Origin of the sequence: Streptomyces naganishii JCM 4654 (genome assembly GCF_014650575.1) — a bacterium.
Classification (GTDB): Bacteria; Actinomycetota; Actinomycetes; order Streptomycetales; family Streptomycetaceae; genus Streptomyces; species Streptomyces naganishii.
In genome coordinates this window covers 207,551-223,715 of record NZ_BMVF01000005.1, presented here as the reverse complement: position 1 = coordinate 223,715, position 16,165 = coordinate 207,551, and the positions used below count along the sequence as shown (strand labels likewise).

The window sequence follows — 16,165 nt, the reverse complement described above, 5'->3', positions numbered from 1 at the left end:
AAGCTCAGGTCCGGCCCTCGCGCTCCCGCGCGTCCTTCAGGTCGGCCGAGGGCTCGGCCCACCGCGCCCGCAGGACGGGGAAACCCGCCTGTTCGGCGTCCGCGCACACCAGCTCGTCGTCGTCCACGAGGATCCTGATCTCCCGGCCGCGGGCGAGCCGGCGCAGGGTCTCCAGCTTGGTGCGGCGGGCGGGCCTGCGGTCGTCGTCGCGCCGCATGTGCACCCGGCCCTCGGGCAGCCCGTGGGCGGCGAGCCAGTCCAGCGTGTCCCGGCGGCACCGCTCGGGCCGCCCGGTGAGGTAGACGACCTCGCATTCCCGCGCGCTGTCCCGGGCCAGCCGTACGCCCTCGGCGAGCGGCGGGTCCTTGGGGCCTGTCCGGGGGTTCCCGCCTGCGCCCCGCACGCCCTACGGGCGGACGACGGGAAACCCCGGACAGGCCCCAAGCGCGGCGGCGAAGAAGGCGTCCCAGTCCCGGGGCCGGCGCTCCAGGAACCGCTGCCGGTGCGCGGTGTCGGCGAGGGTGTTGTCCAGGTCGAACACGGCGAGGGGCCGCCTGCTGCTGTCCGTCACACCGCCCAGCGTAGACAGACCGCCGAGTGCCGTCCGGATGCGCGCCCGGGGGCCGCCCGTGATGATGGGTACATGTCCGGACCACTGCCCGTCATCGTGCACCCGCCCTCCCCGACCGGCGGCCGGCGCGTCCGTGTGAATGGCGAGATCCTGGGGCTGGCCTACAGCGTCGCGGACGTCGCCGAGTTCCTGCGCCGCGCCGGCCTCGACGTCGACCCCGTGGAGGTCTCGGTCTCCCCGCTCATCGACTGGCGCGGCGGCGGTCCCGAGTACTGGGGCCCCGAGCCCGACGAGCCGGCGCCCTGACCGGCGGCGGGAATCTGGGGGCGGGCCAGGCGTTGAACCCGGTGTGAGTTCCCTGATCGCCGCCACCCGCTTCTCCGTCCTCGACCGCTCCCGCACCCGCGAGGGCCACCCGGACGCCGAGGCGCTGCGCGACACGGTGCGGCTGGCCCAGGAGGCCGAACGGCTCGGCTACCACCGCTTCTGGGTGTCGGAACACCACGGCGTGCCCGGTGTCGCCGGGTCCGCGCCCACGGTCCTCGCCGCGGCCGTCGCCTCCGCGACCTCCGCCATCCGCGTCGGCACCGGCGGGGTGATGCTGCCCAACCACCGGACGCTGGTGGTCGCGGAGCAGTTCGGGGTACTGGAGTCGCTGTTCCCCGGCCGGATCGACATGGGCCTCGGCCGCTCGGTCGGCTTCACCGGCGGCGTGCGCCGGGCACTGGGCCACGACAAGGGCGACGCCGAGGACTTCGAGGCCCAACTTTCCGAGCTGCTCGGCTGGTTCGAGGGCGGCTCACCGACCGGCGCGCACGCCCGCCCCGCCGAGGGCCTGCGCGTGCCGCCGTTCGTGCTCGCGATGGGCGAGGGCGCCGCGATCGCCGCCCGTCTGGGCCTGCCCATGGTCATCGGCGACCTGCGTCACCGCGAGAGGATGCTCCGGGGCATCGACCGCTACCGCGCCGACTTCCGCCCCTCTTCGTGGGCCGCCGAGCCGTACGTCGTCGCCTCCGGCACCGTGGCGGTGGCCGCGACCGCGGCCGACGCCCACCGCCTCCTGGTCCCGGAGGCCTGGTCCATGGCCCACGCCCGCACACACGGCGCCTTTCCGCCTCTGCCGCCCGCCGAGCGCGTCGAGGTGGCGGCGATGACCGCCAAGGAGCGCGGCTTGTACGAGTCCGGTCTCACCGGTCACCTCGCGGGCACCGAGGACCAGGTCGCCCACGACCTGGAAACCCTCCTGAAGGAGACCGCCGCCCAGGAGGTCCTGGTCACCACGAGCACGTACGACCGCGAGGCCCTGACGGACTCCCTGCGGCGGCTCGCGCGGATCTTCGCCTCCTAGGGAGCCGGGACCGGCGAGGGCGATCGGGGACAATCTTTCCATGCACATCCCCCACGACCCCTACGTCCGTGTCCGCGGTGCCCGGGAGCACAACCTCAAAGGCGTCGACGTGGACGTCCCGCGCGACGCGCTGGTGGTGTTCACCGGGGTGTCGGGGTCGGGCAAGTCCTCGCTGGCGTTCGGGACCATCTACGCGGAGGCCCAGCGCCGCTACTTCGAGTCGGTGGCGCCGTACGCGCGGCGGCTGATCCACCAGGTGGGGGCGCCGAAGGTCGGGGAGGTGAGCGGGCTTCCGCCGGCCGTGTCGCTGGAGCAGCGCCGGTCGGTCCCCTCGTCGCGCTCGTCGGTGGGGACGGTGACGAACCTGTCCAACTCGCTGCGGATGCTGTTCTCGCGGGCCGGGGACTATCCGCCGGGCGCCGAGCGGCTCGACTCGGACGCCTTCTCTCCCAACACGGCGGCCGGGGCGTGCCCCGAGTGCCACGGGCTCGGGCGGGTGCACCGCACCAGCGAGGCGTCGCTCGTGCCCGATCCCTCGCTGTCCATCCGGGAGGGGGCGATCGCGGCGTGGCCGGGGGCCTGGCAGGGCAAGAACCTGCGGGACATCCTCGACGCCCTCGGGTACGACGTCGACCGGCCCTGGCGCGAACTGCCCGCCGAGCAGCGGGAGTGGATCCTGTTCACCGACGAGCAGCCCGTGGTGACCGTGCACCCGGTGCGGGACGCCGATCGCATCCAGCGGCCGTACCAGGGCACGTACATGAGCGCCCGGCGGTATGTGATGAAGACCTTCGCCGACTCCAAGAGCGCGACCCTGCGGGCCCGGGCGGAGCGGTTCCTCGTCGCGGAGCCCTGTCCGGTGTGCCGGGGCGGCCGGCTGCGCCCCGAGGCGCTGGCCGTCACCTTCGCGGGGCACACCATCGCCGAACTGGCCGCGCTGCCGCTGACCGAGCTCGCCGGCCTGCTGCACGGCACGTCCGAGGCCGCGCGCGTGCTCACCGACGACCTCAAGTCCCGTATCGCGCCCATCGTCGAGCTCGGGCTCGGGTACCTCGGCCTCGACCGTGCCGCGCCCACCCTTTCGGCGGGCGAGCTGCAACGGCTGCGGCTCGCCACGCAGTTGAGGTCCGGGCTCTTCGGAGTCGTGTACGTGCTCGACGAGCCCTCGGCCGGACTGCACCCGGCGGACACCGAGGCCCTGCTCACGGTGCTCCAGCGGCTGAAGGCCGCGGGCAACTCGGTGTTCGTCGTGGAGCACCACCTCGACGTCGTGCGCGCGGCGGACTGGGTGGTGGACGTCGGTCCGCTGGCCGGGGAGCACGGCGGGCGGGTGCTGCACAGCGGGCCCGTCGACGGGCTGGAGCGGGTGCCGGAGTCGGCCACGGGGCGTTTCCTGTTCGGGCGGGCGGCTGTCCCGGAGCGCCGGGACCGGCGGCCGCACGCCCGGTTGAAGGTCGGGCCGGTGACGCGGCACAACCTGCGCGGGGTGACCGCCGAGTTCCCGCTGGGCGCGTTCACCGCGGTCACGGGGGTGTCCGGGTCGGGGAAGTCCACACTCATCGGCGAGATCACGCAGGACGCCGCCGGGGTGGAACGGCTCGTCCGCGTGGACCAGAAGCCGATCGGGCGCACCCCGCGCTCCAACCTGGCCACCTACACCGGGCTGTTCGACGTCGTGCGGAAGCTGTTCGCGGACACCGACGAGGCGCGCGAGCGCGGTTACGGGGTCGGGCGGTTCTCGTTCAACGTGGCCGGAGGGCGCTGCGAGACCTGCCAGGGCGAGGGGTTCGTCAGCGTGGAACTGCTCTTCCTGCCCAGCACGTACGCGCCCTGCCCCGACTGCGGCGGGGCCCGCTACAACCCCGAGACGCTCCAAGTGACGTACCGGGGGCGGAACATCGCTCAGGTGCTTGACCTGACGGTGGAGGACGCGGCCGGGTTCTTCGCCGGCACGCCCGCCGCCGCCCGCAGTCTGGGTACCCTTCTCGACGTGGGTCTGGGATATCTCCGCCTCGGCCAGCCGGCGACCGAGCTGTCGGGCGGCGAGGCCCAGCGCATCAAGCTGGCCGGCGAGTTGCAGCGCGGCCGGCGCGGACACACCCTCTACCTGCTCGACGAGCCGACGACCGGGCTCCACCCCGCCGATGTCGAGGTGCTGATGCGGCAGTTGCACGGCCTGGTCGACGCCGGGCACACTGTGATCGTCGTCGAGCACGACATGTCCGTGGTGGCCGGGGCGGACTGGGTGATCGACCTGGGGCCCGGCGGCGGTGACGAGGGCGGCCGCATCGTGGCGGCGGGCCCGCCGGAGGCGGTGGCACGGGCGGAGGACAGCGCGACCGCCCCGTATCTCGCGCGGGTGCTGGGCCGTGCCGGTGGCCGAGGGAGTGCGGGATGAAAAGGGTGCGTACGGGCGGCATCACGTGCGTCCGACACCGCGCGGACGGCGATCTCGCGGAGTGCGTCCGGGTCCTCGCGCGGGTGCACGAGCACAGCGGCTACCCCGTGAACTGGCCCGACCGGCCGGGCGAATGGCTGACACCGGCCGCACTGCTCGGCGCGTGGGTGGCGGAGCTGGAGGGCCGGGTCGTGGGCCATGTCGCCCTGTGCCGGGGCGGCGCCTCGGACCTGGCGCCCGGGGTGTGGAGCGCGCGTACCGGAGCGGACGCGCGGGCGACCGCCGTGGTGGGCCGGCTGTTCGTCGACCCCTCGGCCCGGGGCCACGGGATCGGCGCGCTGCTGATGGAGGCGGCCGCCGAAGGGGGCCAGGACCGCTCCCTGCACCCGGTGCTGGACGTGGTGGCCACGGACACGGCGGCCAGGGCCCTGTACGAACGGCTCGGCTGGCAGCTGCTGACCACGGTGCGGCAGCGGTGGGGCCCGGAGCAACTGGTCACCGTCCACTGCTACGCCGCCGCCGCGCCCTGAGCCGGGGGCGGCACGTGGGTACGGCCGGTCCTGTCGTCCCCGGGCCGGCACTGGGCGGCCGCTGCCAGCGTGCGGCGGTCGCGGTGGGCGGACGCCGGGACGAGCGGCCGTGTCTCCACCTCGGCCACCAGGCCGCGGGTCGAGGCCACGCGCCACAGCGAGGCGAGCAGGGAGTCGTCCCCGACGAAGGCCGGCGCCGTGCTCGGCTCTCCCGCGCCCTCCCCGATCCTGCGGTAGCGGATGCGCACCGGCTGGACCGGTGTGCCCGCGTCCAGGGCGGCCTGGAAGACCGCGCGGTGGAAGCGGCCCTCCGCGCGCCCGCACCAGGTGCTGCCCTCGGGGAAGGCGGCGACCGCGGCGCCCCCGCGCAGGGCGTCGGCGACGCGCGCGACCGTGCCGGGCAGGGCGCGCAGCCGGTCGCGCTCGATGAACAGCGCCCCACGCGCCGCGAGCGGACCCGCCAGCGGCCAGTCGCGTATCTCCGTCTTGGCCAGCATCCGTGCCGGGCGCACGGCGGCCAGCAACGGAACGTCCAGCCAGGAGACGTGGTTGGCGACCAGCAGCAGACCCCCGGTGGGCGGGGCGCCGGAGCCGGTGAAGCGGACGCGGACCCCGGCGGCCCGTACCAGCGCCCGGCACCAGCGGCGGACCAGGTCCGCCGGTACGCGCCCGCCCAGCGGTGACAGCACGACGCCGGCCAGGAGCAGCACGGCGACCGCCGTGAGCCGCGCCACCGCGCGCGGCGCAAAGGCCGCGCGGGCCGTCGGTTCCACGCACGCCGCGGGAGTGCACGGCGCGGCGGGCAGCCAGGCGCTCACCGGGACGGCACGAGGGAGAGGAAGTGGCGCAGGTAGCGGGGGTTGACCCGGCGCATCGACAGCAGGACGTACAGGTCGGCGACGCCGAAGTCGGGATCGTGGGCGGGCTCGCCGCACACCCAGGCGCCCAGGCGGAGGTAGCCGCGCAGGAGTGCGGGCAGCTGGGCCCGGGCGGGCGGTGCGGGCTCCTCCTGCGGTGACCCCGCCGGGGTCCAGGGCAGCAGCGGGCGTACCCGGTACTCCTTCGGCGCGAGGTTCGCGGTGCGCACCCGCTCCCAGGTGGCGGCCGCGAGCGTCCCGCCGTCGGACAGCGGCAGGGAGCAGCAGCCGGCGAGCCACTCGTGGCCGCGCTCCACCATGTAGCGGGCCATGCCCGCCCAGATCAGGCCGATGACCGTGCCGTCCCGGTGGTCGGGGTGCACGCAGGAGCGGCCCACCTCCACCAGGGAGGGCCGGATCGCGTCGAGCGGGCCGAGGTCGAACTCGCCCTCGGAGTACAGGCGTCCGGCGATCGCGGCGCGTTCGGGCGGGAGGAGCCGGTAGGTGCCGACGACCTGTCCGGTGAGGGTCTCGCGGACGAGGAGGTGGTCGCAGTAGGAGTCGAAGGGGTCGATGTCGTGTCCCGGCTGCGGGCTGGTCAGCAGGGCGCCCATCTCGCCGGCGAAGACCTCGTACCGCAGCCGCTGGGCTGCGCGTACGTCCGCCTCGTCGCGGGCGAGGGTGACGGTGTAACGGGTGGGTGCGGCGGGCTGCGGGGGACGGGTGAGCGTGCTGGCGCCGGTCATGGCACTCTCCTGGTCACGGGCCGGAAGCGGCGGGGCGGGAGGGCCGGCGTGCCGTCCTCCCGCCCCTGTTCTTCCGGTGTCCGCTGACCGGCGCGTGACCGGCGCCGGGAGGGCCGGTGTGCGCTTGTTGAATGCCCGGGGTGCCTAGGCGTGCGTGGGGGGTGCCCTGGGCGTGCCTGGCGTGCCCGGGATGGTGCCTCGGGGTGCTTGGCGGGACCGGGGCAGCACCACGTCCGGTCCCGCCCGTCCGCACCCTGCCGGCGAACGTTCTCCTTCGCGGGGGCTACCGCTTGGCGGCCCTGCGGGTGGCGCGCAGCCACTCCTTGTTCATACTGGTGATCGACACCAGCGGGATGCCCTTCGGGCAGGCGGTGGCGCACTCGCCGGTCAGGGTGCAGCCGCCGAAGCCCTCCTCGTCCATCTGGGCCACCATGTCCAGCACGCGGGTCTCGCGCTCGGGCGCGCCCTGCGGGAGGACGTTGAGGTGGTTGACCTTGGCGGAGGTGAAGAGCATGGCCGCGCCGTTGGGGCAGGCGGCCACACACGCGCCGCACCCGATGCACTCGGCGTGCTCGAAGGCGAAGTCGGCGTCCGGCTTCGGCACGGGCGTGGCGTGGGCCTCGGGCGCGGAGCCGGTGGGGGCGGTGATGTAGCCGCCGGCCTGGATGATCCGGTCGAAGGCCGAGCGGTCCACGACCAGGTCCTTGACCACCGGGAAGGCCGCCGCCCGCCACGGCTCGACGTCGATGGTGTCGCCGTCCTTGAAGGAGCGCATGTGCAGCTGGCAGGTGGTGGTGCGCTCGGGGCCGTGCGCGTCGCCGTTGATGACCAGGCTGCACGCGCCGCAGATGCCCTCGCGGCAGTCGTGGTCGAAGGCGACGGGGTCCTCGCCGGAGAGGATGAGCTGTTCGTTGAGGACGTCCAGCATCTCCAGGAAGGACATGTCGGGCGAGATGCCGTCCACCTCGTAGGTGGACATGGTGCCTTCGGCGCCGGCGTTCTTCTGCCGCCAGACGCGCAAGGTGAGCTTCATGCGTAGCTCCGCTGGGTGGGGTGGACGTACTCGAAGACCAGGTCTTCCTTGTGCAGGGTGGGGGCCTCGCCCGTGCCGGTGAACTCCCAGGCGGCCGCGTACCCGAACTCGTCGTCCTTGCGGGCGGCCTCGCCGTCGGGGGTCTGGGACTCCTCGCGGAAGTGGCCGCCGCAGGACTCGGAGCGGTGCAGGGCGTCGAGGCACATGAGCTCGGCGAGCTCGAGGTAGTCGACGATGCGGTTGGCCTTCTCCAGCGACTGGTTGAACTCCTCGCCGGTGCCGGGGACCTTGATGCGGCGCCAGAACTCCTCGCGGATCTGCGGGATGCGCTCGAGCGCCTTGCGCAGCCCGCTGTCGGTGCGGGCCATGCCGCAGAACTCCCACAGCAGTTCGCCGAGTTCGCGGTGGAAGGAGTCGGGGGTGCGGTCGCCGTCGACGGCGAGGAGCAGGTTCAGACGGTCCTCGGTCTCGGCGAGCACCTCCTGGACGACCGGGTGGTCCGCGCCGACCTCGTCCTTGTGGGGGTGGCGGGCCAGGTAGTCGTTGATGGTGGCCGGGAGGACGAAGTAGCCGTCGGCGAGGCCCTGCATCAGCGCGGAGGCGCCGAGGCGGTTGGCGCCGTGGTCGGAGAAGTTGGCCTCGCCGACCGCGAACAGGCCCGGGATGGTGGTCTGGAGGTCGTAGTCGACCCACAGGCCGCCCATCGTGTAGTGCACGGCGGGGTAGATCCGCATGGGAACCTCGTAGGGGTTCTCGGCGGTGATCCGCTCGTACATGTCGAAGAGGTTGCCGTACCTCTCCTCGACCTTGCCGCGGCCCATCCGCTTGATGGCGTCGGCGAAGTCGAGGTAGACGCCCTGGCCGCCGGGGCCCACTCCCCTGCCCTCGTCGCAGACGTTCTTCGCGGCGCGGGAGGCGATGTCGCGGGGCACGAGGTTGCCGAAGGAGGGGTAGATGCGCTCCAGGTAGTAGTCGCGCTCGTCCTCGGGGATCTGGTTCGGCGGCCGGGTGTCGCCCTTGGCCTTGGGCACCCAGATGCGGCCGTCGTTGCGCAGCGACTCGCTCATCAGGGTGAGCTTGGACTGGTGGTCGCCGGTGCGCGGGATGCAGGTGGGGTGGATCTGCGTGAAGCAGGGGTTGGCGAAGTAGGCGCCGCGCCGGTGCGCCCGCCAGACGGCGGTCGCGTTGGAGTTCATGGCGTTGGTGGACAGGTAGAAGACGTTGCCGTAGCCGCCGGAGGCCAGTACGACGGCGTCGGCGAAGTAGGTGTCGATCTTCCCGGTGATCAGGTCGCGCGCGACGATGCCGCGGGCGCGGCCGTCGACGACGATCAGGTCGAGCATCTCGGTGCGCGGGTGCATCTCGACGTTGCCGGCGGCGATCTGGCGGGACAGCGCCTGGTAGGCGCCGAGGAGGAGCTGCTGGCCCGTCTGGCCGCGGGCGTAGAAGGTGCGGGAGACCTGGACGCCGCCGAAGGAGCGGGTGTCGAGCAGGCCGCCGTACTCCCGGGCGAAGGGCACGCCCTGGGCGACGCACTGGTCGATGATCTCCACCGAGATCTGCGCGAGGCGGTGGACGTTGGACTCGCGGGAGCGGAAGTCGCCGCCCTTGACGGTGTCGTAGAACAGGCGGTGGACGGAGTCGCCGTCGTTGCGGTAGTTCTTGGCCGCGTTGATGCCGCCTTGCGCGGCGATGGAGTGGGCGCGGCGCGGGGAGTCCTGGTAGCAGAACTGGACGACGCGGTAGCCCTGTTCGGCGAGGGTGGCGCCCGCGGAGCCGCCCGCGAGGCCGGTGCCGACGACGATGACGGTCTGCTTGCGCCGGTTGGCGGGGTTGACCAGCTTGGCCTCGAAACGGCGCTTGTCCCAGCGCTCGTTGATCGGGCCGGCGGGGGCCTTGGTGTCGGCGACCGGCTCGCCGGTCGTGTAGTCGGCGTAGGAGGTCATGTCAGCTCACCACTCCGGTCATCACGCCCACGGGCACGGCGATGAAGCCGGCCGTGAGCAGAGTTGCGAGAACGTTGGCGACGGTCTTCAGAGCGCGGTCGCGGGTGCGGCTGCCGGCGCCGAGGGTCTGGGCGGCGCTCCAGAAGCCGTGGCGGATGTGCAGGCCGAGCGCGAGCATGGCGACGATGTAGATCACGTCGCCGTACCAGGTGGAGAAGGTGTCCACGACGTTCTGGTACGGGTGGCCCTCCTGGAAGCCGCCGGAGTGCACGGTGCCGGTGGTCAGGTCCAGGACGTGCCAGACGATGAAGAGGCCGAGGATGACGCCGCCCCAGCGCATGGTGCGGGTGGCGTAGCTCGCGCGGGGGCGGGTGTGCACGTACTTGGTGGGGCGGGCCTTGAGGTCGCGGCGGCTGAGCTGGTAGGCGCAGACGGCGTGGGCGACAACGGCCACCACGAGGACGACGCGGATGAGCCAGAGCGTCCACTCGTAGTGCATGAACGGTTCGCCCACGGTGCGCAGCCAGTGCGCGTAGTGGTTGAACTCGCCGGCCCCGAAGTAGATCTTCAGGTTTCCGATCATGTGGGCGACCAGGTACAGCAGCATGATCAGGCCACTGACCGCCATCACGGTCTTCTTGCCGACGGTCGAGTCCCACACGGTGCGCGCCATGGACGGCCGTCGGTCCGTCCGCGTTGCCAGTGCCATGGGAATGAACGCTAGGACCGAAGGTCCCCATCGGTCCAAGACATCATCCGGCTGGTTTCGATAGTGAGCAGCTATGCTGATGGGGTGCAGTTCCAGCAACTCCAGTACTTCGTGGCCGTCGCCGAGACGCGGCACTTCACCCGGGCCGCGGACATGGTCCATGTCGCCCAGCCGTCGCTGTCCCAGCAGATCAAGGCGCTGGAGCGGGAGCTGGGCGCTGATCTGTTCCTGCGGGCGCGGGGCAACATCACGCTCACCGCGGCGGGCGAGGCGCTGCTGCCGCTGGCCCGGCGCATCCTCGCCGACGCGGACACCGCGCGGCACGAGGTGCAGGAGCTGGTGCAGCTGCGGCGGGGGCGGGTGCGGCTGGGCGCCACCCCGAGCGTGTGCACCGGTCTGCTGCCCGACGTGCTGCGCGCCTTCCACGACCGCTATCCGGGCATCCGGCTGCTGATCGAGGAGGGCGGCTCGCACGATCTCGTACGGGAGCTGGCCCGCGGCGCCCTCGACCTGGCCCTGGTCGTACTACCGCTGCCCAGCCCCTCGCCCGCCCTGACCACGGTCGAGCTGCTGCGCGAGGACCTGGTGGTGGTTTCCTCGCCGGAGGCGCCGGCGCCGGGCGGACCGGGCCGGCGCACGGTCCGCGTCGCGGATCTGGAGGGCGAGCGCCTGGTGATGTTCCGGCACGGCTACGACCTGCGGGAACTCACCGTGGCCGCGTGCCGCGCCGAGGGCTTCGAACCCGACCTCGCGGTCGAGGGCGGCGAGATGGACGCGGTGCTGGGCTTCGTCCGGGCGGGGCTCGGCGTCGCCGTCGTCCCCCGCATGGTCGCCACCCGCTCCGGCCGGGGGCTGCGCGTCACCCCGCTGGCCCGCCCGGGCCTGCACCGCACCATCGCCCTGGCCCACCGCAGCGACGTGGCACCGCCGAGGGCGGCCCGCGAACTCCAGCGGATGCTGCTGGAGCGGTAGCGGGCGGCTCCCGGGACCGCCGGACCGCGCGGCGGGCCCGCGGGTCAGCCGGCGACGGCCGGGCGCAGGACCTCCTCGCACCAGGTGCAGAAGTCCGTGGGGGCCGTAGCCGGGGTGGGCCGGGCCGCGAGACCGTAGAAGTCCTGGGCTTCCAGGGCCCTCGTCATGTCGGCCAGGCCGCCGGCCCAGGCCTCGGAGGCGCCGCGGGCGCGCAGCGCGGCGGCGTAGTCCTCGGCGGCGGCCCAGCGGACCCGTACGGGGCGGCCCAGTACCTCGGAGATGACCTCGGCCATGCCCTCGGCGGTCAGGGTGTCGGGGCCGACCGTGGGCACGTCGTCCTGGCCGGTCCAGGAGTCGTCGAGGAGGAGGCGGGCCGCGGTGGCCGCGATGTCCCGGGTGGAGCAGGTGCGCAGGACCCGGTCCGCGGTCATGGTGAGCTGGAACTCGCCAAGGTCGCGGATCGCAACGGCCTGCCCGAGCAGGTTCTCCATGAGGAAGGGCGGGCACAGCGCGCGGTAGTGCACGCCCGTCGCCGAGATGCGGTCGTCCATGGCCAGCGACGCCGAGATCTGCCCGGCGTCCTTGGCCACGCCCCGGCCCAGCGTGGAGACGGCGACCACCCTTTGCACGCTCCCCGCCTCGATCACCTCGCACAGCGCGTCGGTGAAGGCGCCGAAGTGCCCCTCCACGCTGTCGGCCCCGGGCGACGGAGGCACCAGCCAGAACACGCGGTCGGCGCCCGCGCACGCCGCGGCGAGGACCGCTGGCTCGGCGTGCGAGCCCTGGAACACCTCCGCCTCCCCGCGCGCCCGCCGGGACAGACGGGCCGGGTCGCGGGCGATCACCCGGAGGCGGCCCGCCGCGTCCGGGGTGTCGAGGAGGCGGTCGAGCAACTGCCCGCCGATCTGGCCGGTGGGTGTGGTCACGACGATCACGAGACAGACTCCAGTCCGAGGGAGAGAAGACACAAGAGCAGGTGCCTCGATGCTCCGGCCGGGGCCGGAGGAACTGAAGGTCCGATCCGCTCGCGCTCGTTACCCTGAGAGCAATACCGACCGCCGCTGGGGGACACCGTGGAATCACGCCCGCTGCGCTACTTCGTCGCCGTCGCCGAAGAGCTCAACTTCGCCCGCGCCGCCGGGCGGCTGGGCATCTCACCGCCGCCCCTGTCCCGCGCGATCCGCCGGCTGGAGACGGAGCTCGGCGTCACGCTGTTCGAGCGGACCACGCACAGTGTGACCCTGACCCCGGCCGGCGAGGTGCTGCTCAGCCAGGCCCGGATCGCCCTGGACGCCCTCGAGGCCGCCGGACGACGCGCGCGCCGGGCGGCGGCCTCGGAGACGAAACTGATCCTCGCCATGAAGGCCGACGGCGACGCCGGACTGCTGGAACCCCTGCTGAAGCGGTACGCCGCCGACCCCGCCGCCCTCCCGGTCACCGTCCGCCTGTGCGGCTGGCGCGAACAGCCCCGGCTGCTGCGCCGGGGCGAGGCGGACGCGGCCCTGGTCCACGAGCCGTTCGACCGCACCGGCCTGGACGCCGAGACGCTGGTGTCCGAACCGCGCGTCGCTGCACTCCCTGCGGACCACCCGCTCGCCGCCCGGGACTCCCTGGCCCTCGCCGACCTCGGCCTGCGCCCGGACGAACTCGACGGTTACGTCGACGGGATCCGCGGCAAGGGACGCGACCTCGCCCAGCTGCTCACGCTCGTGGGCCTGGGCGACACCGTCCCCGTACTGCCCGCCTCCGTGGCGGACCGCTACCCCCGGCCCGGCGTCGTCTACCGGGAGGTCCTGGACGCGCCGCCCGCCACCCTCGCCATCGCCTGGCCCCAGCAGTCCCGGTCCACCGCCACGGCCGCCCTGGTGCGCGCCGCGATGACCGAGGCCGGGGCCTGACACCTCCCGGACGCGGACCGTGGCCGGGGCCGTGACCGGCACCGCGCCCGGTGCCGCGTCAGCCCGCCGCGTCCACCAGGGCCAGTTCGTGCAGGCGTTCCGGGGGGCCGGGGCGGGCGTAGTACCAGCCCTGGGCCGTGTCGCAGCCCAGTACGCGCAGTTGCTCGGCCTGGGCGCCGGTCTCCACGCCCTCCACGGTGACCGCGAGGTCCAGGCTGTGGGCGAGGGCGACGATCCCCTCGACGATCTTCAGGTCGACGGGGTCGGCGGGGAACTGCTGCATGCCCCGGGTGAAGGAGCGGTCCAGCTTGAGCACGCTCACCGGAAGCCGGCGCAGGTTGGCGAGGTTGGAGTAGCCGGTGCCGAAGTCGTCCAGGGCGATGTCGACGCCCATCTCGGCCAGCCGGCGCAGCGGTTTGAGCAGGTCGTCGTCCGCGCCGATCAGCGCCGACTCGGTCACCTCCAGGCACAGCGCGTCCGGCGTCACGCCCGTGCGCTCCAGGATCTCCACGGTGTCCTGGACGAGACCGGGGTGGTGCAGCTGACACGGCGAGAGGTTGACGTTGATGCGCAGCGGCCCGGCGTCGCCGTGCCGTTCGCGCCACGCGCGGGCCTGCCGCACGGACTGCTCCATGACCCAGCGGCCCAACGGTACGATGAGCCCGGTGTGTTCGGCCAGCGGGATGAACCGGTCGGGCCCGAGGACCCCGTGCTGCGGATGCAGCCAGCGCACCAGCGCCTCCGCGCCCCGCACGCTGCCGTCGCCGAGGTGCACCAGCGGCTGGTACTCGATGAAGAACTCGCCGCGGTCCAGGGCGGCCGGCAGCGCTGTCGTCAGTCCGTGCCGGGTGATGGCGCGGGCGTCGGCCTCCGGGTCGGCGAGCTCGAAGCGGTTGCCGCCCGCCGACTTGGCCCGGTACATGGTGATGTCGGCGCTGCGCAGCACCTCGGCGGCGCTGCGCTCCCCCACCGGCCCCTCGACCACGCCGATGCTGCCGCGCACGGTCAGCTCGCGGCCCTCGATGCGGACCGGCGCGACGAGCGCGTTCATGATGCGTGAGGCCAGCTCGTCGACCTCGCGCTGGGTGTCGGGGCCGGTGGTCAGCGCCACGAACTCGTCGCCGCCGAGCCGGGCCACCATCTCGCCGGGGGCGGTCGCGCAGGCCTGGAGGCGGTCGGCGACCTCGACGAGCAGCCGGTCGCCGGCCGCGTGCCCGAGGCTGTCGTTGATGGTCTTGAAACCGTCGAGGTCGAGGTAGCACAGCCCGAAGCGCTGGCCCTCGCCCGCGTTGAGGGTCTTTTCCAGCCGCTCGAAGAACAGCGTCCGGTTGGGCAGGCCGGTGAGGGCGTCGTGGGTGGCCTCGTAGCGCAGCCGGAGGTTGAGCAGCCGCCGCTCGGTGGTGTCCTCCATGAGGGCCAGCTGGTACTGGGGGTTGCCGTCGGCGTCGCGCAGCAGGGAGACCGTCAGGTTGGTCCACAGCGCCGTGCCGTCGGGGCGGTAGAAGGCCTTCTCCACGTGGTAGTGCTCGCGTTCGCCGCGCACCAGTTCCTCGTACAGGCGCCACACCTGCGGGGCGTCCTCGGCGTGCGTCCAGTCCCGTACGTTGCGGCCCCGCACGCCCTGTTCGGAGCCGCCGAACATGCGCAGCAGCGCCTCGTTGACCTGGAGGATGTTGCCGTCCAGGTCGGCGATGCCGATGCCTATGGCCGCGCCTTCGAACACCGCCCGGAAGCGGGCCTCGCTCGCGTGCAGGGCCTGCGCGACGACGCCCTGCGCGCGCAGCGCGGCCTGGGAGATCGCCTCCTGCTCGGCGAGGGTGCGTTCACGCAGCGCCCGCGCGAACCCGGCGGCCATGGCGTGCTGGAGCCGCGCCGAACGGGCCCTCAGGTCCTCCTGGTCGCCGCCCTCGCCGCAGTAGAGCACGAGGTAGGCGTCCACGCAGTCCAGGGAGCGGCTGAGCGCCTCGGGGGCGGTGCAGTGCGCGGCCACCAGTCCGGCGCCCGCCGCCTCGCCGGCGCCCGCGTCGAAGGTCCTCGCCCGCAGCGCGTCGCTCAGCAGGCGGGCCAGCGGCAGCAGGCGCTCCTCGAACTCCGGGCGGGTCAGCGACGTGGAGGTGACGGGGAAGACCGCGCGGCTCCAGATGGTCGTCAGCCGGCGCAGTCTGTCCTCCGGCCCGTCCGGCTCCGCGCTCACGCCGTACGCCCCACGCCCGCGAAACCGGAGAAGGCGTAGGGATCCTCGTCCTCCGGCGCCGTCTGCGGCCGCCACAGCGGCGGCGGCACCACTCCCGGCTCCACCATCTCGTACCCCTCGAAGAACCGCGTGATCTCCTCGCGCGAGCGCATGATCAGCGGGTTGCGGATGTCCTTGTACACGTCGACCGCTCCCTCGCTGCGCTCCGGTGGAAGCGGGATGCCCTCGTAGGAGGCGTGCGTGAGAACGAGCAGGCTGCCCGGCGCGAGCGCGTCGCGCAGCTCGGCCACCGCTCCGTAGGGGTCGTCCGCGTCTTCCACGAAGTGCAGTATGGCAACGAGAAGCAGCGCCACTGGCCGATTCAGGTCGATCAGCCGTCGCAACCGGGGGCTCTCGAGGATCTCGCGGGGCTTGCGGAGGTCGGCCGCGAGCACGTCCGTGTCGTCGTTTCCGGCCAGGACGGCCTGGCTGTGGGCGACCGCCACCGGGTCGTGGTCGACGTAGAGCACGCGGGCGCCGGAATCGGCCGACTGCGCCACCTCGTGGACGTTGCCGAAGGTGGGGATGCCCGAGCCGATGTCCACGAACTGGGTGATGCCCTCGTCCAGGGCGAAGCGCACCGCACGGCGCATGAACGCCCTGTTCGCCTGCATGATCTTGGGCAGCCCCGGCATGAACTCCATGGCCTTGCGGGCGGCTTCCCGGTCGACCTCGAAGTTGTGCGAACCGCCCAGGTAGTAGTCGTAGATACGAGCGACGCTCGGCACCGAGATGTCGATACTCCGGGGAGCCCAAGCGGGACGCTCCATCTTCTCTCCAAGGCGTAGGCGATCCGGTGTTCGAGCTGAGGCTACTGATCGCCCGCCAACGGGGCGAGCAGAACCGGAAATTGACCATCCGTTCCCGGTCACCACCTGCGTCGCTCTTCTGTCCCGTGCGCCCGCATCAGGGCGGATTGCGCCG

General features: G+C 73.2%; 14 protein-coding genes and 1 pseudogene. 6 read left to right on the top strand and 9 right to left on the bottom strand.

Annotated elements, in window-relative coordinates; all coding sequences use genetic code 11:
* Positions 1–4: 4 nt before the first annotated feature.
* Positions 5–571: pseudogene (locus tag IE217_RS11225) on the bottom strand (LNS2 domain-containing protein).
* Positions 572–643: 72 nt separating this feature from the next.
* On the opposite strand from IE217_RS11225, the gene IE217_RS11220 reads away from it, so the two are divergent.
* The 4 genes from IE217_RS11220 to IE217_RS11205 are packed head-to-tail and all read left to right on the top strand — an operon-like array spanning position 644 to position 4,847.
* Positions 644–877 (top strand): hypothetical protein, encoded by a 234-nt coding sequence (locus IE217_RS11220; RefSeq protein WP_190177636.1) that lies wholly within the window; start codon positions 644–646, stop codon positions 875–877.
* Between the two features lie 43 nt (positions 878–920).
* Positions 921–1,919, top strand: coding sequence for an MsnO8 family LLM class oxidoreductase (locus IE217_RS11215; protein WP_190177635.1), 999 nt, complete (start codon positions 921–923; stop codon positions 1,917–1,919).
* A 40-nt stretch (positions 1,920–1,959) separates the two neighbouring features.
* Positions 1,960–4,317: an ATP-binding cassette domain-containing protein gene (locus tag IE217_RS11210; protein ID WP_190177634.1), complete on the top strand. Its 2,358-nt coding sequence runs from the start codon at positions 1,960–1,962 to the stop codon at positions 4,315–4,317.
* Positions 4,314–4,847, top strand: coding sequence for a GNAT family N-acetyltransferase (locus IE217_RS11205; protein WP_190177633.1), 534 nt, complete (start codon positions 4,314–4,316; stop codon positions 4,845–4,847). The genes IE217_RS11210 and IE217_RS11205 overlap by 4 nt, the downstream gene beginning before the upstream one ends.
* Here IE217_RS11205 and IE217_RS11200 read toward each other — a convergent pair.
* The 5 genes from IE217_RS11200 to IE217_RS11180 form a co-directional block, all read right to left on the bottom strand.
* Entirely contained in the window at positions 4,826–5,665 is an 840-nt protein-coding gene (locus IE217_RS11200) for a lysophospholipid acyltransferase family protein (RefSeq protein ID WP_190177632.1), read from the bottom strand. The two genes, IE217_RS11205 and IE217_RS11200, sit on opposite strands and share 22 nt — an antisense overlap.
* The gene (locus tag IE217_RS11195; protein ID WP_190177631.1) at positions 5,662–6,450 is read right to left on the bottom strand and encodes a GNAT family N-acetyltransferase; all 789 of its coding nucleotides are present in this window, start codon (positions 6,448–6,450) and stop codon (positions 5,662–5,664) included. The genes IE217_RS11200 and IE217_RS11195 overlap by 4 nt, the downstream gene beginning before the upstream one ends.
* 283 nt (positions 6,451–6,733) lie before the next feature.
* Positions 6,734–7,483, bottom strand: coding sequence for a succinate dehydrogenase/fumarate reductase iron-sulfur subunit (locus IE217_RS11190; RefSeq protein ID WP_190177630.1), 750 nt, complete (start codon positions 7,481–7,483; stop codon positions 6,734–6,736).
* Positions 7,480–9,429 carry a fumarate reductase/succinate dehydrogenase flavoprotein subunit gene (locus IE217_RS11185; RefSeq protein WP_190177629.1) on the bottom strand — a complete coding sequence of 650 codons (1,950 nt, stop codon included), beginning with the start codon at positions 9,427–9,429 and terminating at the stop codon, positions 7,480–7,482. Before IE217_RS11185 ends, IE217_RS11190 begins: the two co-directional genes overlap by 4 nt.
* Position 9,430: 1 nt before the next feature.
* Positions 9,431–10,102: a succinate dehydrogenase gene (locus IE217_RS11180; RefSeq protein ID WP_190177855.1), complete on the bottom strand. Its 672-nt coding sequence runs from the start codon at positions 10,100–10,102 to the stop codon at positions 9,431–9,433.
* 120 nt (positions 10,103–10,222) lie between these two features.
* Between IE217_RS11180 and IE217_RS11175 the strand changes: the two genes are divergently transcribed.
* Positions 10,223–11,110, top strand: a complete 888-nt coding sequence (locus IE217_RS11175) for a LysR family transcriptional regulator (protein WP_190177628.1) — start codon at positions 10,223–10,225, stop codon at positions 11,108–11,110.
* 44 nt (positions 11,111–11,154) lie between these two features.
* On the opposite strand, the gene IE217_RS11170 is transcribed toward IE217_RS11175, so the two are convergent.
* Positions 11,155–12,045 (bottom strand): NAD(P)H-binding protein, encoded by an 891-nt coding sequence (locus tag IE217_RS11170; RefSeq protein ID WP_190177627.1) that lies wholly within the window; start codon positions 12,043–12,045, stop codon positions 11,155–11,157.
* A 138-nt stretch (positions 12,046–12,183) separates the two neighbouring features.
* On the opposite strand from IE217_RS11170, the gene IE217_RS11165 reads away from it, so the two are divergent.
* Entirely contained in the window at positions 12,184–13,008 is an 825-nt protein-coding gene (locus tag IE217_RS11165) for a LysR family transcriptional regulator (RefSeq protein ID WP_190177626.1), read from the top strand.
* 58 nt (positions 13,009–13,066) lie between these two features.
* Here the strand turns inward: IE217_RS11165 and IE217_RS11160 are convergent, their stop codons facing one another.
* Positions 13,067–15,202, bottom strand: coding sequence for a putative bifunctional diguanylate cyclase/phosphodiesterase (locus IE217_RS11160; protein ID WP_190177625.1), 2,136 nt, complete (start codon positions 15,200–15,202; stop codon positions 13,067–13,069).
* The gene (locus tag IE217_RS11155; protein ID WP_190177624.1) at positions 15,199–16,011 is read right to left on the bottom strand and encodes an SAM-dependent methyltransferase; all 813 of its coding nucleotides are present in this window, start codon (positions 16,009–16,011) and stop codon (positions 15,199–15,201) included. Before IE217_RS11155 ends, IE217_RS11160 begins: the two co-directional genes overlap by 4 nt.
* Between the last annotated feature and the right edge of the window lie 154 nt (positions 16,012–16,165).